Raw genomic sequence first — 17,980 nt, forward strand, 5'->3', positions numbered from 1 at the left:
GAACCGCCGCCGCGATTCCTCAATCACACAGGGCAGCAAGCAGTTCGGGAAGTGGCACGGTGGCGATGCCGATGGCGGAGTCGCCGATACCGTAGGGCAGTACCAGGGTGTCGGCATGTACCAGAGCGCCGCAGGAGTAGATCACATTAGGCACATAGCCGTCCTGCTCGTCGCTGGTGGGGCTCAGGAGCGGTTGGCGTAGTCGACCGACAATCCGGGTCGGATCGTCGAGATCGAGCAGAATCGCTCCGATGCGATAGGTACGCATCGGGCCCACGCCATGGGTGAGCACCAGCCACCCTGCCTCGGTTTCGATGGGCGGACCGCAGTTCCCGAGTTGCAACGCCTCCCACGCCTCGGCCGGTCGCTGGACGGGAACTGCGCTGGGCCATACCGACAAGTGATCGGAGTAGGCGATCGCATTCGATTCGCGGTCCGCCCTCGACAGGGCCGCGAATCGACCGTGGATCCGGCGCGGAAACAACGCCAGTCCCTTGTTAGCCGCGGCGCGTCCGACAATCGGTGCGGAGGTAAAGGATCGAAAATCCGTTGTCTCCAAAAGCTGTTGGTTGATATGCGATCCGCTGTAGGCCGTGTAGGTGGCAAGCCACCTGACGGTTCCGTCATCGTCGGTGAAGCGGACGAAACGGGCATCCTCCATCCCGGCCTGCTCAACCCCTATCGCCGGCCACAGCACCCGCTCGGACAGCGGGATGCTGTCAGCGAAATCAACGGCGTAGGTTCGCTCTGCGATGGCGCGGATCACGGAGATCGTTTCTCCGGCACGCCCACGGGTACTCAGGCGGGTCTCCAGCGTGGCGAGTCGCTGATCGAGTTCCGCGCGGGTGAATCGGTCACCGAGCGCATCGAGTACGTAGCGACTGGCTTCGCCCGCATCGTCGAGTCGGGCGAGCTCACTGCGGAAGATAGCCGCGTCCAGCGGGGTCGGTGTGGCTGCCCCGGCGGTGGCGAAGGGGCTCTGATCATCGATGGTGGCGCATCCTGCCGCGTCGATGACGCCGGTGCGAAACCCGATCGAGGAACGGTGTCCTTCCCCGATGCCCCGCACGCTCATCACGAATCGCAGGCCACCCGCTGCCGTTCCCGCCTGGTCGGGGTGGGCGACCATGCTGGGATTGCACAACGCGGCACCCTCAATGGCGTACTCGTTGGTGAACGCCGCACCCAGCAGCAGCCTCCGTATTTCGGAGAGGTCGCGGCCGGGGTCCAGCCGGTCGGCGAGTTCCCGGGCGTGCCGGCCGAAGGTGCCGACCAGATCGCGGTGCCGCCCGTCGAAGCGTGACACGACATCGTCTAGCGACGACAGCACCTCGTCCTCGTCCAAGGCCAGGATCCGCGCCAGCACTGCGCCCGAGCGGGACTCCTGGTACTCGAAACCCTCTTGACCGGGTACGAAGAGCCGGGTGATGACCCGAGATGGGTCGGCCGCGAGCCGCTGGGGGCTGCGCACAACCAGTCCGTCAAGTACCGAAGTCATTGCGGCACAGTCGAGAAGTGCTGAGCCTGCTGCAAGGTCGACAGCACAGCCAGTGTGGACTCCGCGCCCTGATTGCGATTCACACCGTCGGCGTGCAGACCATCGAATCCGCCGCCCGTCTCGGGATCCCACATTGGCTGTCCCGCGTCGTTGGCGCCCTGGAACCACGCTGCGGCCGCTCGGACCCCGTCCGGCCAGATCTGCCTGGCGTCGACGCCGGCAGCGCGTGCGCACGCATCGGCGAGCGTAGCCACCTCGATAGGCTGCTGGTCGAATCCGGGCCGAAGGTCAGTGGGGCCCCGTCCCGCCGCCGGGGTGGGGGAGAGGTGCCCGTCTGCCGTTTCGTATCCGACCAGCCACTCCAACAGGTCCAGACCGCGCTCCCACAGTGTCGGCTTGTCGAGCGCAACGCCGGCGGCGATCATCGCCTCGGCCAGGACCGCGTTCGCGTAGGTCAGTCGGTCTTCGGGCCACGGCCAGGCGGGGTTGCCGTTCGGTTCGGCGACGGTGGCGGCGTAGTCGGTGACGAGCTCGCGGGCCGCGCGATGGTCGGGATTGACGGTCAGGATTTCCGCGGCCCCCAATGCCGCGAAGGCCATGGCGCGCGGCCAGATCGACCGCCCCTGGGCGGCGCGTTCGAACTGCACGATGGCCGACTGGCGCACCCAGCCCACTTCGCTGTGTGCGGCGGCCGTCCCGAGCCCCCAGACGCACCTGCCCCAGCAGTCCTCCAGCGTCGGCTCGTCGGCCCAACCGCCGGAGCTGTCCATCCGATTGCGGCACGCGCCGGTGAGGGCTTGCGCCTCGTTCAGAAACCGCACCGCAACGCTGGCGAGGCGGTGCACGTCCCCATCAGCGTGGGGCTGGCGGGTGGCGACGACGAGAACGCGGCTCATGTCGTCGGCGCAGTAGCCGTGCTCGCGACGCGGCTCGGCGAAACAAGCGTGCTCGAAGGTGCCTCGATGATCCGTCATGCGCAGCAGATGGTCGAAGATCGGGGCGGGCGTGGTGGGGGTCATACCGATGCCGGCCGCTGCGCGAGATGGCGGCGCGCCAAGCTCAGATAGGCACTGGCGACACTCGTCCAGGCCATGGTCGGGGCCAGTCGGCGGGCCTCGGCGGCCATCGAGCCGGCCACACGCGGGTCGGTCAGTAACCGGCGCAGGGCCGCGGCCAGCGCGTCGGGATCATCGTGCCCGACGACGATGCCCGCCCCGGTGCCGAGAAGCTCGACGGCGTGCGGGAAGGCGGTGGCGACCACCGGCCGACCGCACGCGATCGCGTCGACCAGCACGCCAGACGTGACCTGATCGGTGGAGTCATAGGGCAGGACGACCGCCGCCGAGGACTGGACTAGCGCGACCAGTGACGAAACGCCGCGATAGTCGGGGTCGAACGACACCGAGTCTTCGACACCGCTGCTGCGTGCCTGCGCGGTGCGCGCGTCACGGTAGGCCTCGCCATCGGCGGCCAGAACCTTCGGGTGCGTCCGACCGGCTACCAGGTAGCGCGGCCGGCCGGGGAGATCATGCAGGGAACCCATCACGTCGATCACCCGCTCGATGCCCTTGCCCGGACCCAGTAGCCCCCAGGTCAACAGGGTGGGTCGGCCTGATCGCTTCAGTGCGACATGCCCCGGCACGGCCGCACCATGCGGGATCGTGGTGACTTTACGGCGATCGATGTTGAAGTCGAGGCGTAGGCGCTGACTGGCGACCTCCGACATGACGACCACCTGATCCGCCCTAGCCGCGATCGCTTCGAATACCGAACGCTGGTGTGGGGAAGGGTTTTTGAGGATCGTGTGAGCGACCACGATTGATGGGACGCGCAACCTGCCGATCAGATCGACCACTTCTTCGCCGTCGACTCCGCCGTAGATCCCGTACTCATGCTGGATCACCGCGACATCGCTCTGGTTCAGCAATTCGGAGCTGGCCGCCACCGATCTCGCTGAGCCGTTGACCAGCTCTCCGACGACTCGGGAACTGTCGGAGGGCGACCCATCCGCGATGCGCACCACGCTGACGTCGGCGCCTTTGGCGGACAGTCCGTCGGACAGGGCCGTGGTGAATGTCGCCAGCCCGCACGGTGTCGGTGGATACGTACTGAGGATGCCGAAACTCGGGGGGCTCGAAAAGCGTTGTTCCGCCTTAGGGGCGGTAAGGGGCGGGTAAACGAACAGAGCATTCATGGTGATCCCGACGTACTGTCGTCACCGGTGTGCCCGGTGCGAGCGATTGCTCTACAAGATCAACGGCGAAATGCTGACTCATCCCGGACTGGCTCGGCTCCCAACCTTCTCGAGCGTACACCCGGTTTTGCCGGGCCTAGCCGCGCAGCCGTACCAGTCGCGTCGTCGAACTCTCGTCGAGCTCCACCAGGTCTGAGTAGGACCGCAGGAAGTCGCTGAATGACTTATAACCCAGGGCCTTCTCGCTGAAAGACGGATCCATGCGCTTCATCTGCGCCTTGACCGACGAGTTGTGCAGCCACTCGACGTCGTCCTTTTCCAGGCCGATCTTCAGGGCGCGGATGAGCAGCCCGGTGGCGGTGTCCTGCGGATCCGGTTGTGGCGGCTCCTCGGGCTCCTCTTTGGCTTGGCGGGTGCGCCGCTTCGGTTGGGCATCTGCGTCGGCGGTGACCGGCGCGGGCTCGAACACCGGCACGCCGGGCAGCGCGTCGTAGCTGACGAAGTCGTCGCAGGCCGCGGCCAGTGCGCGACTGGTCGAGCCGGCCACGCCAATGCCGACCACGTAGCGGCCCAAGCGTTTACAGCGCTGCGCCAGCGGAATGTAGTCGGAGTCGCCGGCCACGATCACCACATGGGTCAGATCCGGCAGCCGGAACATGTCCTCGACCGCGTCGACCGCCAACCGAATGTCGGCACCGTTCTTGCCGTACGCGGCCGCCGGGAACAGTTGCACCAGATCGACCGCTCGCCCCACCAGCTGCGCGCGGTAGCCGGTGTTGACCTCCGCCGACCAGTCGGCGTACGCGCGGGTGAGCACCAGCGTCCCGAACGACGAGGCGAAGTCGATGATCGCCCCGACATCGACGGTGGCTCGGGCGAGGCGTTCCGGCTGCTTGGATAGTCCCTTGGACTTGTCCTTTTGGAACGAACTGCGCCCGTTGACCTGGTCGTAGCGGGAGATCACGATGTTGTCGAAGTCGAGGTAGACCGCGACCCGGGTATCGCCGGATTCCGTCATGGTCCCAGTGTGGCGCACCACCGGCCCCATCCCTAACGCCTTGGCGGGGATGCGGGCAATGGTCCACATGGTTCCGCCCTGCGACGCGCCCTACCGGCCCGACGGCGATCACCTAACTGGCCCGGTACCACCGCGGAATCAGCTCCGGGTCCGGTAGCGGGTACTGCCCGAAGAACCCGTGCGGGTCACCGCGCAACACCTGGGCGTTCTGAACGTCAGCGCGCCGGCGGATACTGCCCAGCCGGCTCAATTCGGCGGCCCGGTACGCGGTGTAGCTGCGCAGCACCCGGCGTGTGACGACCACCAGCACGGTGATCACGGCGCCGGCCAGAATGAGCCAGCGCAGCCACCACAGCAGCACGATGAACAACAGGATGGCGAAGCCGGTTCCGTTGCTGGCCGACTGTTGGCGATTCCCCATGGTCGCGACGGTAATCCGGGGGTGTGACACCTCGGTGTCCGAAAAGAACCTCACGCCTCCCGCAGCCGCAGCGCCAGCCCGGAGGCCCGCACCACCCGGCGGCCCAGTGCAGCCCGCACCGATGCCTCCGACCCGACCACCCGCACCTTCGTCTTGGCCCGGGTCACTGCGGTGTAGAACAACTCCCGGGTCAACAGCCGCGACTCGACGGGCGGCATCAGCACCGTCACCTCGCCGGCCTGGCTGCCCTGGCTCTTGTGGATCGTCATCGCATACATGGTCTCGACCTCGGCGAGGCGGCTGGTGGCGAACTCCAGCGGCCCGGACGCCGTCGAGATCACCGCGCGCAGTCCCTCGTTGCGGACCACCACCGCCCCGGTATCGCCGTTGCGCAGCCCGAGCCCGTAGTCGTTGGCGGTCACCAGCAACGGTCGGCCCGCATACCACTCGGTCCACATCGGGTCACCGGTCTGCTCGGCCACGAGGCGGCGGATCTGCTGGTTCCAGTGCCGCACCCCGTGCAGGCCCTCCCGGTGCGCACACAGCAACCGGTGCTCGTCCAGCGTCGCCGACGCCGCCGTGGCATCACCGAGCAGCGCGGCCTGGCGCACCGCCAACGCGTGCGGGACCACCAGAGCCGCCAACCGCTCGGCCACGTCCGCCGCGTGGTCGGTGTCGATCCACTCCACGTGTTCGCCCCCGGCGGCCAGCAGCGCGATTGCCTTGTCGGCGTCGCCGTCGCGGATCGCCACCGCCAGCGCGCCGATCGACTCACCGAACCGGTGCGACGTCCGCAGCGTCGCCACCCGGGTGTCCGGCCGGGCCGCCAGCCCGTCCACCAGATCGGCCAGCACCGCACCGGCTTCCACCGACGCCAGCTGATCGGCGTCGCCCACCAGTATCAGCCGGGCATCCGGGCGCATCGCCTCCAGCAGCCGGGCCATCAGCGTCAGCGACACCATCGATGTCTCGTCGACGACGATCACATCGTGCGGCAACCGGTTGGCCCGATCGTGACGGAACCGCACCGAGCTGTCCGGGCGCGAACCCAGCAGCGTGTGCAACGTGGTCGCACCCAGTCCGGCCAGCCGCGCCCGATCCACCGGCTCCAGCTCGGCCACCTCCGCCCCGACCGCCTCGGTCAGTCGGGCCGCGGCCTTGCCGGTCGGGGCGGCCAGCGCGATCCGCAGCCCGGGCGTCCCGGACCGCTCGGCATGCTCGGCCAACAGCGCCAACAGCCGCGCCACCGTGGTCGTCTTGCCGGTGCCCGGCCCCCCGGTCAGCACCGTAACCGGCTGCGACAGTGCGATTTCGGCGGCCGCCCGTTGCTCATCGAAGTCGCCGGGCGGAAAGAGTCGCTCAAAGGCGGGCAACTGAGTTGGTGCCGTCCCGGGCGCCGACAACGCCAACAGGTCCGCGCAGACCTGCTCCTCCTCGCGCCAATACCGGTCGAGGTAGAGCAGTCGGTCGTCATAGAGCCGCAGCACCTGCGCCTGCACCAGCTGACTGGCACGCACCGCGGCCAACCACGCCCCCGGCTCCGGCCAGGTCACCTGGTCGCCGTCGGTGTCGGCCGCCACCGACGACAGATCCAGACACACCGAACCATGCCGCAGCGCGCGCACGGTCAGCGCGAGCGCCAAGCCCACCGTCTCATCGGGCTCCCCGCCTAATGCCGTGATGCGTTGGGCAGCATGGACATCGGCAGCATCCAGTACGCCGGCCTGATTGAAGTCCCGCAACAGCCCGGTGGCTCGGGAGGCCACTCGCCACTCCAACAGCTCGCTCATGCCACCCGCCCGGCGTGCAACAGATCCGACAGCGCCACCACCAGTGCGGCCGGCGGCCGCCAGTCGAACACCCCGGCACGGTGCCCGTTGAGCACCGGGGTGTCCGGTCCGCACATCCCGCGCACGAACAGATACAGCACCCCGCCCAGATGCTGCTCGGGGTCGTAGCCGGGCAGCCGCCAGCGCAGGAACCGGTGCAGCACCGCGGTATACAGCAGCGCCTGCAGCGGGTAATCCGAATGCAGCATCGCGGCGGTGAGCCGATCGAACCCGTAGTCGGCGGCGGTGTCGCCGAGCCGGTTGGTCTTGTAGTCGACCACCAGGAAGCGCTGCTCGGGCACCCGCAGCACCACGTCGATCGACCCGGACAGATACCCGCGCAGCGGCTGGCCGCCCAGTGCCTCGGTGGCCAGCCGGTCGGCATAGGGGGCGAACGGGTCGTCGGGCCGCAGGTGCTCGTGCAACAGCAATCCCACCTCGGCCAGCCGCACGTCCGGCGCCGCGCCCCGAACATCCCCGCCGGCCAGCGGAATCTCGAAATCCAGCTCCCGCAACCGGTCCCGGGTGCCGATGTCGCGCAGTGTCAGCCCATCGGCCAGCGGCCCCAGCGGGGTGTCGTGCATGGGCACCAGGGCAGCTGCCAGCACTTCAGGGTCGGCCTCCACCGACCACCAGGCGGCGTGTTGACGCACGTGGGTTTCCAGTTCGGTTGCCAAGTCGGCCGCGAACGGATCGGCCGTCTCCAGTACGGCGTGCACCAGCGAGCCGAATGCCGCTCCGGCGGGCAGCTCGGCCATCGGCGAGACCAGCTCCGCCCCGACCGGCGGCGGCGCCACCGCCACCGGGACGTCGTCGGCCTCGTCGTCGCGGGCCGTCAGCTCCGGTTCGCTGTGCACCCCCAGCGCCCCGTCTTCCGAAGCGTGCCGGATCAGGCCCGAATACGAGGTGCGACGCCATCCGGTGTCGATGTGCCGGTGGAAGTGCCTCGCTTCCAAGTCATCCGGAGGCTGCGCCGGCGTGACCGGGGCTAACGGGGCGATCACCGACTCCTCGATGACCAGACCGCCGGCGGCCTCCCACTCCCGAAAACAGGCCAGGGCTTCGTCATCGGATGGTTTGGGCTCGCAGCGATCCGGCACCGGCGCCTCGCCGCGGCGCCGGCCACGCAGCAGCCGGGACAGTCCGCCGTTGGGCTCGTCGTAGGACGCCGCCCACCACGCCACCACCTGCGACTGCGCGCGGGTCAACGCCACATAGGCCAGCCGAATGTCATTGCGGGCGGCCTCGGCCAGGCTCAGCCGTTGCACGTCGGTGTGGTCGGAGCTGTCCGGTCCGCCGACGTGCCGGCAGCGGACGCCGGCTTCGTGGTAGAGCGGGATGGCCTCGTCGAACATGTGCCGATTGAATGCGAACGGCAGGTACACGATCGGGAACTGCAATCCCTTGGCTCCCCACACCGTCAGGATCTGCACGGCTGCGGCATCAGAGTCCAGTCGACGATTGTGCTGCCCGCCGCCGGTTCCTTCCGTGCACTGGCGGCGCAACCAGTCCCGCAACGCCGGCAGGCCCAGCCGGTCGCGGTGCGCGGCCTCATGCAGCAGCTGCGCTACGTGTGCCAGATCGGTCATGGTGCGTTCTCCGCCGTACTCGCCGAGCAGGCGGCGCTTCAGGCCGGCCAACTGCGCCGCCTCGAACACCGCAGCCGGACCGTGTAGCCGCAGCTCGTCGGCCCAGTCCCGCAACGTCGATGCCACCTTGTCGGTCAACGCGTCACCGCCGTCGGCCAGCGCGGCGGCGGTGTGGCCGAAGAACACCGTCGCCGCGGCGGCCCGCACCAGCCCACCGCGATGGGTTGCTTCGAACGCCTCCAGCAGACACAACCAGTCGGCGGCCGCGGCCGAGGAGAACACATCGGCGTCACCGGTGAACACCGCGGGAATCCCGGCTCGCAACAAGGCTTCTTGGCAGGCGGCCGCGTCCCTGCTGTTCTCGACGATCACCGCCACGTCGCCGGGGCTGATCGGCCGGCCGTCGAAGGTCGCGCCGCTGGCCCACAGGGCGGCGACGTCGGCGGCCAGATCATCGGGGATATGGCGGCGCAGCTTGGGCATCGGGGCGACACGGTCTGAGGCGACGCCGAAGGTCGCGCGGCCGACCACCCGCAGCCGGAACGGCGCCGTGCTGGGCGCACCGGCCAGCCGGGTACCGCCGACCGCGGCTTCGACGTTGTGGACCACGATCTGCGGATCACCCAGCGCCGCGCCGCCCATCACCGTCTGGAGCGCACCGACCAGCGCCGAGTCGCTGCGCCAGTTCACCGCCAGGGTGCGCTGCTGCCCAGCGGTGCGCGCCGCCTGCAGGTAGGTGTAGATGTCGCCGCCGCGGAACCCGTAGATCGCCTGCTTGGGGTCGCCGATCAGCACCACCGCCGAATGTCCGACGAAGCCGCGTTCGATCACCTGCCACTGGATCGGGTCGGTGTCCTGGAACTCGTCGACCATCACGATCGGCCAGCGCTGCCGCATTCGTTCACGGGCCGGCGAGTCTTCGGGTTCCAGCGCGTCCGCCAGCCGGCGCAGCAGGTCGTCGTACCCGAGCACCCCGAGCCGGCGTTTGCGCAGTTCCAACTCCGTGCACACCGCGTCGACGAAGCGCAGCCGCACCTCGGCCACCGTGCCCGGTTCGGGATCCTGCGGGCGCAGTTGGGCATACGGGTCGGAGACCACCACCCGCGCGAGTTTCAGTGCGTCGGCGTAACTCAGTGCCACCTCGTCGCGCTGAGTCCCGAAATTCGCCAGGTACAGGTCGTCGACGACCCGGATCACCAGATCGTCGAGGCTTTCCACCAACTCGACGCCGGCGCTGGTGTCACCGGCGATGCCGAGCGATTTGAGCACCAGATGACAGAACTGGTGGGTGGTGGCGATGGTCGCGGCGTCGAATCCGGCCAACGCATCACGCAGCCGGCGGCGGCGCAGCTCCCGCTCGTCTGCGCTGCCGCTGCACAGATGCGCGAGGAGATCATTGGGTTGCTGCGCGGCTGTGCCGTCGAGGGCGGCCAGCGTCTCCACCAGTTGGCGGCGCACCCGGTCACGCAGCTCCCGGGTGGCCGCCCGGCTGAAGGTGATCAGCAGCATCTCGTCCAGCGTGGCGTGCCCCTCGGCCAGATAGCGGGTCACCAGACCGGCCAGCGTGAACGTCTTACCGGTGCCGGCGCTGGCCTCCAGCACTGTGGTGGTCCCCGGGGCCGGCAGCGGGCCCAGCAGATCGAAGCGTTCCATCAGCGCGCCCGCCGTTCCGCGCGCAGCAGCGGCAGCCACAGTCTGGCCGCCAGCGCGCCTAGTCGGGTGTCCTCGCCGTCGATCTCCTCGCCCGGACGGGGCGGCCGTTGCAGCACGTCGAACGGTGCGCGTGGGCCCCAGACTCGGACGCTGGCGGGTTCGGCGTCCTCGCCGGGGTAGCGCTGGGTGGCCCATTTGCTGCTCGCATACCAGACCGGGTCGCGGCCGGCGTGACGCTTCTCAGCCCACGCGAACGACGTCTTGATCGGCAGCGGCAGCGGTTCGCAACGCCCGATGTCGTAGAGCCACAACAGCTCCCGCAACGTCTCGATCGGATTGGGGGGCGGCCCGAACAATCGCTGCAGGGCGCGTTCGCCGTCGCGGGCCCGGCCGATGCAGCGAGCGCTCCATTCGACGTCGGGACGCTGGGCGGCCAGCGCCACCAGCGGAATCCAGGCCTGCAACAGGTGGGTATCGCGCAGCTTGGAGTAGTTGACCGACACCGTGGCCGCATCGAACACCGGGGTGACGGTGCCGGTCAGCCGGCGCCCACCGCCGAGATCCAGATCGATGTCGTAGGTGGCCGGAGCACCCTGGCGATGCTCGCGCGCCGCGGCCGCTAACTGGACGACCCGGTCCCGGATCTGTTTGGCGGTGCGCCAGCCCAGTTGTCCGGGCGGCAGGCTGCCGCGCCGCCATTCGGCCGCGATGGCCTGGGCGGGGTCGATGCCCAGCAGCATGTCGTGCAGCATGCGATTGCCGACCGCCCATTCGCCGAGCGCGTCGATCTCGACGGGCATACCGTCCTCGACCTCGTCGACCTCCCACGGCAAGGTGTAGTTCAGCGCGCTGAAAAAGCCCTTGACCGGGTCCTTGAAGAACTTCAGCAGGTCGGTCAGCGCAACGTCTGCCGGTGGTGGGGGCGGCAGCGGGTCGGTGATGAACTGCTGCGCGTCTCGGCGGGTTCCGGCGGCGGTTCTGGCGGCCAGCGGCACGGTCGGGTCGAAGGTGAAGGGCACGTCGGGGATCAGCCGTCCGGGTTCGACGTTCTTGACGTCGAAGGGCTGCAGGGGATGCTGCACAACCAGGTGCTCGCGCACCGGCTGCGGCGTGGTCTGATCCAGGGCGTCGATCAACTCGGCCAGCGGGACGGCGGGCGGGCGTGCGTGCCCGCTGTGTTCGTCGGCGCCGGTGTAGGTGATCACCAGCTTGTCGGTGGCGGCGGTGATCGCATCCAGCAGCAATTGCCGGTCCTCGGAACGGATGTCACGTTCCCCGGTCATCGGGCGCCGCGCCAGCGCATCGTCACCGTCGGGCAGGTCCAGCCGGGGGAACACCCCGTCGTCCACGCCCAGCAGGCACACCACCCGGTGTGGCACCGAGCGCATCGGCACCATGGTGCACACCGTCAGCGTTCCGGTGCGGAAGTTGGCCCGGGTCGGGCGCCCGGCCAGGTGCCCGGCCATCAGCACCCGCACATCGGGCAGCCGCAGCGCGATATCGCTGCGGGCCGCGGCGTCCTCGAGTACCTGCGCCAACTCGCGCTGCAGATGCGCGCTCTGCCAGGCATCCGTGCCGGCATCGGCCAGTTCGGCGACCCCGTCGCGCAGCGCCGCGATCCACTCCGCCAGCGGGCGAGTGCCGTCCAGCTTGTCGACCGCCGACTGCAGCCGTGCGACGAACTCGGCCAGTTTCCCGGCCAGCTCCACCTGACTACTGCCGACGTCGTCGAGCGGCAGCGCGGTATCGAGCCAGGCCTGCGAATCGTCGGACATCGCCACCCCGGTCAGGATGCGGTCCAGCCCGAATCGCCAGGTGTTGTGCACGATGTGGGACAGCCCGTAGGCCTCGCGGGTGTGCGGATCGAAACCCCAGCGGATGTTGGCGGTACGCACCCAGGTGGTGATCTGGGCCAGATCGTTGTCGGTGAAGCCGAACCGCGCCCGCACCGGGTCGGTGTGGGCGAGATTGAGTACGGCGGTGGCAGTGGCGCGGCTGCCGGCGATCTCCAGCAGTTCGGCGGCCACCGCCAGCAGCGGATTGGTCTGGGTCAGTGCCCGGTCGGCGAGTTGCACCCGCAACCGGTGCGCCGGGTGGGTATCACCGGCCAGCTCGCCCAGACCGAAGTCGGCGACGATCAACGGCGCGTAGGTCTCGATGTCCGGGCACATCACCACGATGTCGCGGGGCTCCAGCGTCGGGTCGTCGTGCAGCAGCCCGAGCAGCACTTCGCGCAGCACGTCGACTTGGCGGGCCGGGCTGTGGCAGCTGTGCACCTGCACCGAGTGGTCGGATACCGTGTGGTTGCGGCCCTCGGGGCGCAGCGCGTTGGCGCCCAGATCGGATTGCAGCCAACCCAAGAGCGTGTCCGGTCGGGTTGCGGCACGCAGGTATTCATCGCTGTCGGGCGCGGCCGGTAGACCGCGTTGCAGTTCACGCAGATCGCGGCCCAGGGTCTCCAGCAGCGGATGGTGTGCACGGTGCTGGGTGTCGTCGTCGGTGCGCGGCACGGTGCCATGGACGTCGTCGAGTGAGCGCCACAGCGTGTCGGAGGGGTGCGGCAACCACAGGTGCAGGTCGTGATGGGCGGCCAGAGCATCCAGCAACTCGATGTCGGTGCACGCCAACCGGGTGTGCCCGAATAACGACAGCCGGGCCGGCAGCGTCGCGATCGGCGCCTGGCGCAGGCGCGCGACCGTATCGCGGTGCCGAACGTGCGGGGGATCGATACCGATGGCAGCCACCAGCGCCCGCCACAGCGGCGGCTGCCAGCCCAAGTCGTCGTGTAACGCGGCGCCGGCACCGTCGGTGGCCTGGCCGGCGCTCCAGTCGACGAGCAGCTGCGGCCGCTGGCGGGCGTACGAGGCGAACAATCCGGCCAGCCGGCGCGCCACCGCATAGCGTCGGCCGCGGCGCAGCTCACCCTCCGGGCTGGGGTCGGCGTGACCCAAATGTCTTGCCAGCGTTGCGCACCACGGCTCATCGAGGCTCGCATCGATCACCGTCAACAGCGGCCAGGTCATGGCGTCAGGCGACCACGGGTCCTCGTCGCCGGCACCGATGATCTCGGCGATCAACGAGGTCGGGCTGCGAAAATCCACGCCCGCGCACACTCCGTCGCCCCCGGAACCGGCACCCAGCACGTGCGACAGGCGCTGGGACAGCCAGCGCTCCACCCCGCGCGCCGGCACCAGCACCAGCTCCTGGGCGAACGGGTCGGCCGGCGGCGTCGCCAACAGCGCACCGAGGCCGTCGGCGAGGACGTCGGTGCGCTCGGCGCGGTGCAGGTGCAGTCCCATCGCGGCCACCCTAAACCGCGGCCCCGACGCGTGGGCTGAACCATCGGCCGGTCGCGATCGTGGTGCCTTACATGAGGATCTACACGCTGATACTGGCCGCCGTCGCCGCACTGCTTGTCGGGCTGGCCGGCCCACCGGCTGCGACGGCCGCAGATGATCGGTTGCAGTTCACCACCACGACTATTGACGGGACCCCGTTCAATGGCGCCAGCCTGCAGGGCAAACCCGCGGTGCTGTGGTTCTGGAGGCCGAGTTGTCCGTTCTGCAACGCCGAGGCGCCGTCGGTGAGCCAGGTCGCGGCCGCCAACCCGCGGGTGAGGTTCATCGGCGTGGCGGGGCGCTCCGATGTGGCGTCGATGCGGGACTTTGCGGCCAAGTACCACCTGAACTTCACCAACCTCAACGACGCCGACGGCTCGATCTGGGCGCGATTCGGGGTGCCGTGGCAGCCCGCCTACGTGTTCGAGCGCTCCGATGGCACCTCGACATTCGTGAACAACCCGACTTCGGCGATGTCACAACAGGAGTTGTCCGACCGGGTCGCGGCGCTGACGTAGGTGAACCAGAACCTGCCGGGACTGGCCTTCGCCGCCGGCCTGGTGGCGGCCCTGAATCCGTGTGGGTTCGCGCTGCTGCCCGCCTACCTGGCGTTGGTGGTGCGCGGTGAGCGGGCCGGCGGGTCGGGCGCGGTGGGCCGGGCGTTGGCGGCCACCGCCGCGATGACCCTGGGCTTTCTGGCGGTGTTCGGCGCCTTTGGGCTGCTCACCGTCACGGTGGCCACCAGGGTGGAGCGCTACCTGCCCTACGCCACAGTGGTGATCGGCATCGTGCTGGTCGTGCTGGGTGGTTGGCTGCTGGCGGGCCGCCGGCTGGCGGTCGGCTCGTTCGGTGGGCGATGGGCGCCCACCGCCCGAATCGGGTCGATGCTCGGCTACGGGGTGGGTTACGCCTGCGCCTCGCTGGGCTGCACGATCGGTCCGTTTCTGGCGGTCACCGGGGCGGCACTGCGCGGTGGCCACGACGCCGTGCTGGCCTATCTGGCGTATGCGGCGGGGTTCGGACTACTGGTCGGGGTATTGGCGATCGCGGTGGCGCTGGCCCGCTCCGCACTGATCGATCGGATACGCCGAATCACCCGCTACGCCAGCCGGATCAGCGGCGCGCTGCTGGTGGCCGTGGGACTCTACGTCGGCTACTACGGCTACCACGAAGTTCGCCTGTTCGAGAGCGACGTCAGCGCGAGCGATCCGGTGCTGGCCGCGGCCGGACGGCTACAGGGCACGCTGGCCGGGTGGGTGCACCAGCACGGGGCCTGGCCATGGTTGGTGGTGTTGGCGATCTTCCTGCTGGGAGCGGCGCTGCGTGCTCGACGTCCCGGTCGTTGACACCACGCCCGCCCGGCGCCCTCGTAGGCTGGAAACCGTGAAAGCCGTCAGCTGCACTAACAGCGAACTCGAGGTCGTCGACCTACCGACTCCGACCCCGGCCAGAGGCCAGCTGCTCATCGACGTGCTGCGGTGCGGCATCTGCGGATCGGATCTGCACGCTCGCCAGCACTGCGACGAGGTCGCCGATGTCATGGCCTTGACCGGATACGACGGCTTCATGCGCTCGGATCAGCGGGTGGTGCTCGGGCACGAAGTCTGCGGCGAAGTACTCGACCACGGCCCCCGCACCCGCAAGGCGCCGCGCCCGGGCACCCGGGTGGTCGCACTGCCGCTGTTGCGGCGCGGCGATGCTGTCCACGCGGTGGGGCTGTCGGAATCGGCGCCGGGAGGCTACGCCGAGCAGATGCTCGTCGAGCAGTCGCTGACTCTGCCGGTTCCCAACGGGCTGTCGGCGGAGGCGGCCGCGCTCACCGAGCCGATGGCGGTGGCCTGGCATGCCGTGCGGCGCGGCGAGGTGCGCAAGCGAGACGTGGCGATCGTGATCGGCTGTGGACCGATCGGCCTGGCGGTGGTGTGCATGCTCAAGGCGCGTGGCGTGCGCACGGTGATCGCCAGCGACTTCTCACCCGGCCGCCGCGCGTTGGCCACGCGGTGCGGCGCCGACATCGTTGTCGACCCGGCACAGGACTCGCCGTATGCCGCGGCGGCCGGTCACGGTCACCTGGAGAAGGCGCCGGATGCGCTGGGCCTGGCGGTGGGCACGGTCGAAAAGCTGTACAAGGCACGGCTGCCCTGGTGGCATGTCTGGCGGGCCGCCGAAGCCGTCGGCGCCGCCACGCCCAACCGTCCGGTGATCTTCGAGTGCGTAGGGGTGCCCGGTGTCATCGACGGCGTCATCGCCGGCGCTCCACTGTTCTCCCGGGTGGTGGTGGTCGGGGTCTGCATGGGAACCGACGCGATCCGGCCCGCGATCGCGATCAACAAGGAAACCGACCTTCGGTTCGTATTGGGCTACACACCAATGGAATTCCGCGACACCCTGCACATGATCGCCGAGGGCAAGGTCGACGTTTCGCCGCTGATCACCGGCACGGTCGGACTGGGCGGGGTGGCGGACGCGTTCGACGTGCTGGGCGACCCGGCCCAGCACGCCAAGATCCTGATCGATCCCAAGAGCCCGGTGCAGGAGGTCGACGCGTGACGGCGAGCATCAAGCGCATCGCGATCAGCACTGGTGGCGGTGACGCACCCGGCCTGAACGCCGTCATCTACGCCGCCACCCTGGCCGGCCGAAGCCGGGGCTGGGATGTGGTCGGGATCCGCGACGGCTACAACGGGCTGCTGCTGGGTGAGGACTACCCCGACGGCGGGCTGATCGAGCTGACCCGTGACCGGGTGCGCGGCATCATCCACCAGGGCGGCACCATCCTGGGCAGCACCAATCGCGGCAATCCGATCGCCTACCCGGTGCAGCAGCCTGATGGCAGCTGGAATGAACAGGACCGTACCGACGAGGTGCTGCAGCGCATCGCGCAGCACGAGATCGATGCGTTGATCACCATCGGCGGCGACGGCTCCCTGGCGATCGGCCACCACCTGCATGAGGCCGGGCTGCGGCTGGTCGGCGTACCCAAGACCATCGACAACGATCTGGAGTGCACCGCGGCGACGTTCGGATTCGACAGCGCGGTCGACTTCGCCTCGGAGTGCATCGATCGGTTGTTTCCCACCGCGACCTCGCACAGCCGCATCATCGTGGTGGAGGTGATGGGCCGCTACGCCGGCTGGATCGCGCTGCACGCCGGGCTGGCGTCCGGGGTGCATGCCATCTTGCTCCCGGAGTTCCCGTATCGGCTCGAGCCGGTGGCCGAGCTGATCAACGAACGCGCACAACGCGGTTCGACGTACTCCATTGTCTGTGTCGCCGAAGGCGCCAAACCGGTGGATGGCGAACTCACCGTGGCGGGCAAGGCGGTGGGCCAGGCTGAACGCCTGGGCGGCGTGGGCGCCAAAGTTGCCGCCGAACTCGAGGCGCTCACCGGGCGCGAGTCTCGCGCCGTCGTGCTCGGGCACCTGTTGCGTGGCGGCTCGCCCTCGTCGGTGGACCGGCTGCTGGGGCTTCGGTTCGGCGCTGCCGCGGTGCGGGCCCTCGACGAGGGGCACAGCGGGGTGATGGTGGCACTCAACCCGCCGACGGTGGATTACGTGCCCTTGGCGCAGGCCACCCGCCGACAGAAGACCGTGCCGCTGGACTGTGACTCGATCCAGACCGCCCGAGACCTGGGTATCAGGTTCGGCGACGAGGGCCTCCGCCATGACTGAGGCGCCACACCGTCGCGGCGACTACGGCATCGACGGGTCGTTTCACCGGGTCTCGCTCGGCGGGCAGCTCGCCGCCCTGGCGATCGGGTGCGCTGCGCTGGCGATCTACGGCGGCTTCGCCCTGGCTCGCGGTCCACAGTGGGCCGGGGCGGTGGCATTGGTCCTCGACGCCGGCATCCTGGCCCAGGTTGGGCTGTTCTGGCACGCGACGCGGTCCGGCAAGTTCGCGGTGTGGGACGACGTCCTGGACGGGTTGCGGCTGCGCGGCGACGAAACGGTGCTGGACATGGGATGTGGGCGAGGTGCGGTGTTGATCGCCGCAGCCAAACGGCTGCCCGACGGGCGGGCGATCGGAGTCGACCTGTGGCAGGCCGACCAGACCGACAACTCGGCTGATGCCACCCTGTCCAACGCCGCACTGGAAGGCGTCGCCGACCGGATCGAGGTGCGCACCGGCGACATGACCGCGCTGCCGCTTCCCGACGCCAGCGTCGACGTGGTGGTGTCCAACCTGGCGATCCACAACATCGGGTCCCGCGAGGGCCGCCGGCGTGCGCTGGCCGAGGCGGCCCGGGTGCTGCGGCCCGGCGGCCGGTTGGCCATCGCCGACCTGTGGGAGATCCGCCACCACGCCGCCCAACTGCGTGAAATCGGTTGGCGTGACGTGACGTGGCGCAACCTGGGTTGGCGAATGTGGTATGGCGGGCCGTGGGCATCGACCCGGCTGGTCACCGCAACGAAACCCGGCTGAGCCCGGGCTTGGTCACGT

At 69.3% G+C, this 17,980-nt stretch carries 13 protein-coding genes; 5 read left to right on the forward strand and 8 right to left on the reverse strand.

Going from position 1 to position 17,980, the window contains the following annotated elements; all coding sequences use genetic code 11:
• Window positions 1–19: 19 nt before the first annotated feature.
• From ACKY0W_RS03325 to recC, 8 genes are all read right to left on the reverse strand, one after another.
• On the reverse strand, window positions 20–1,498 hold the full coding sequence (locus tag ACKY0W_RS03325; protein WP_409436388.1) for a glycoside hydrolase family 130 protein: 1,479 nt from the start codon (window positions 1,496–1,498) through the stop codon (window positions 20–22).
• Window positions 1,495–2,517 carry a glycosyltransferase gene (locus ACKY0W_RS03330; RefSeq protein ID WP_409436389.1) on the reverse strand — a complete coding sequence of 341 codons (1,023 nt, stop codon included), beginning with the start codon at window positions 2,515–2,517 and terminating at the stop codon, window positions 1,495–1,497. The genes ACKY0W_RS03325 and ACKY0W_RS03330 overlap by 4 nt, the downstream gene beginning before the upstream one ends.
• Window positions 2,514–3,692 carry a glycosyltransferase gene (locus tag ACKY0W_RS03335; RefSeq protein ID WP_409436390.1) on the reverse strand — a complete coding sequence of 393 codons (1,179 nt, stop codon included), beginning with the start codon at window positions 3,690–3,692 and terminating at the stop codon, window positions 2,514–2,516. The genes ACKY0W_RS03330 and ACKY0W_RS03335 overlap by 4 nt, the downstream gene beginning before the upstream one ends.
• Window positions 3,693–3,828: 136 nt before the next feature.
• Window positions 3,829–4,710 (reverse strand): NYN domain-containing protein, encoded by an 882-nt coding sequence (locus tag ACKY0W_RS03340; protein WP_409437632.1) that lies wholly within the window; start codon window positions 4,708–4,710, stop codon window positions 3,829–3,831.
• A gap of 112 nt (window positions 4,711–4,822) precedes the next feature.
• Window positions 4,823–5,131, reverse strand: coding sequence for a hypothetical protein (locus ACKY0W_RS03345; RefSeq protein WP_409436391.1), 309 nt, complete (start codon window positions 5,129–5,131; stop codon window positions 4,823–4,825).
• A 50-nt stretch (window positions 5,132–5,181) separates the two neighbouring features.
• Window positions 5,182–6,921, reverse strand: a complete 1,740-nt coding sequence (gene recD, locus ACKY0W_RS03350) for an exodeoxyribonuclease V subunit alpha (protein ID WP_409436392.1) — start codon at window positions 6,919–6,921, stop codon at window positions 5,182–5,184.
• Complete coding sequence (recB, locus tag ACKY0W_RS03355; RefSeq protein WP_409436393.1) at window positions 6,918–10,202, reverse strand: exodeoxyribonuclease V subunit beta; 3,285 nt, start codon at window positions 10,200–10,202, stop codon at window positions 6,918–6,920. The genes recD and recB overlap by 4 nt, the downstream gene beginning before the upstream one ends.
• On the reverse strand, window positions 10,202–13,501 hold the full coding sequence (recC, locus tag ACKY0W_RS03360) for an exodeoxyribonuclease V subunit gamma (protein WP_409436394.1): 3,300 nt from the start codon (window positions 13,499–13,501) through the stop codon (window positions 10,202–10,204). Before recC ends, recB begins: the two co-directional genes overlap by 1 nt.
• Before the next feature lie 71 nt (window positions 13,502–13,572).
• Here recC and ACKY0W_RS03365 point away from each other — a divergent pair, with 71 nt between their 5' ends.
• The 5 genes from ACKY0W_RS03365 to ACKY0W_RS03385 are packed head-to-tail and all read left to right on the forward strand — an operon-like array spanning window position 13,573 to window position 17,962.
• Window positions 13,573–14,058, forward strand: coding sequence for a protein disulfide oxidoreductase (locus tag ACKY0W_RS03365; protein ID WP_409436395.1), 486 nt, complete (start codon window positions 13,573–13,575; stop codon window positions 14,056–14,058).
• The gene (locus ACKY0W_RS03370; RefSeq protein ID WP_409436396.1) at window positions 14,059–14,886 is read left to right on the forward strand and encodes a cytochrome c biogenesis CcdA family protein; all 828 of its coding nucleotides are present in this window, start codon (window positions 14,059–14,061) and stop codon (window positions 14,884–14,886) included.
• A gap of 37 nt (window positions 14,887–14,923) precedes the next feature.
• Window positions 14,924–16,090 (forward strand): zinc-binding dehydrogenase, encoded by a 1,167-nt coding sequence (locus ACKY0W_RS03375; RefSeq protein WP_409436397.1) that lies wholly within the window; start codon window positions 14,924–14,926, stop codon window positions 16,088–16,090.
• Window positions 16,087–17,211 (forward strand): 6-phosphofructokinase, encoded by a 1,125-nt coding sequence (locus ACKY0W_RS03380; protein ID WP_409436398.1) that lies wholly within the window; start codon window positions 16,087–16,089, stop codon window positions 17,209–17,211. The genes ACKY0W_RS03375 and ACKY0W_RS03380 overlap by 4 nt, the downstream gene beginning before the upstream one ends.
• On the forward strand, window positions 17,204–17,962 hold the full coding sequence (locus ACKY0W_RS03385; RefSeq protein ID WP_409436399.1) for a class I SAM-dependent methyltransferase: 759 nt from the start codon (window positions 17,204–17,206) through the stop codon (window positions 17,960–17,962). Before ACKY0W_RS03380 ends, ACKY0W_RS03385 begins: the two co-directional genes overlap by 8 nt.
• The last annotated feature ends 18 nt before the right edge of the window (window positions 17,963–17,980 follow it).

Source organism: Mycobacterium sp. SMC-14 (assembly GCF_046250075.1).
In the GTDB taxonomy this organism is placed as follows: domain Bacteria; phylum Actinomycetota; class Actinomycetes; order Mycobacteriales; family Mycobacteriaceae; genus Mycobacterium.

Excerpts from the sequence above, each read along its gene's own strand:
- recC (WP_409436394.1), bottom strand. The coding sequence starts at position 13,501 with ATGGGACTGCACCTGCACCGCGCCGAGCGCACCGACGTCCTCGCCGAC.
- recD (WP_409436392.1), bottom strand. The coding sequence starts at position 6,921 with ATGAGCGAGCTGTTGGAGTGGCGAGTGGCCTCCCGAGCCACCGGGCTG.
- ACKY0W_RS03330 (WP_409436389.1), bottom strand. The coding sequence starts at position 2,517 with ATGACCCCCACCACGCCCGCCCCGATCTTCGACCATCTGCTGCGCATG.
- ACKY0W_RS03385 (WP_409436399.1), top strand. The coding sequence starts at position 17,204 with ATGACTGAGGCGCCACACCGTCGCGGCGACTACGGCATCGACGGGTCG.
- recB (WP_409436393.1), bottom strand. The coding sequence starts at position 10,202 with ATGGAACGCTTCGATCTGCTGGGCCCGCTGCCGGCCCCGGGGACCACC.
- ACKY0W_RS03325 (WP_409436388.1), bottom strand. The coding sequence starts at position 1,498 with ATGACTTCGGTACTTGACGGACTGGTTGTGCGCAGCCCCCAGCGGCTC.
- ACKY0W_RS03345 (WP_409436391.1), bottom strand. The coding sequence starts at position 5,131 with ATGGGGAATCGCCAACAGTCGGCCAGCAACGGAACCGGCTTCGCCATC.
- ACKY0W_RS03335 (WP_409436390.1), bottom strand. The coding sequence starts at position 3,692 with ATGAATGCTCTGTTCGTTTACCCGCCCCTTACCGCCCCTAAGGCGGAA.
- ACKY0W_RS03340 (WP_409437632.1), bottom strand. The coding sequence starts at position 4,710 with ATGACGGAATCCGGCGATACCCGGGTCGCGGTCTACCTCGACTTCGAC.
- ACKY0W_RS03365 (WP_409436395.1), top strand. The coding sequence starts at position 13,573 with ATGAGGATCTACACGCTGATACTGGCCGCCGTCGCCGCACTGCTTGTC.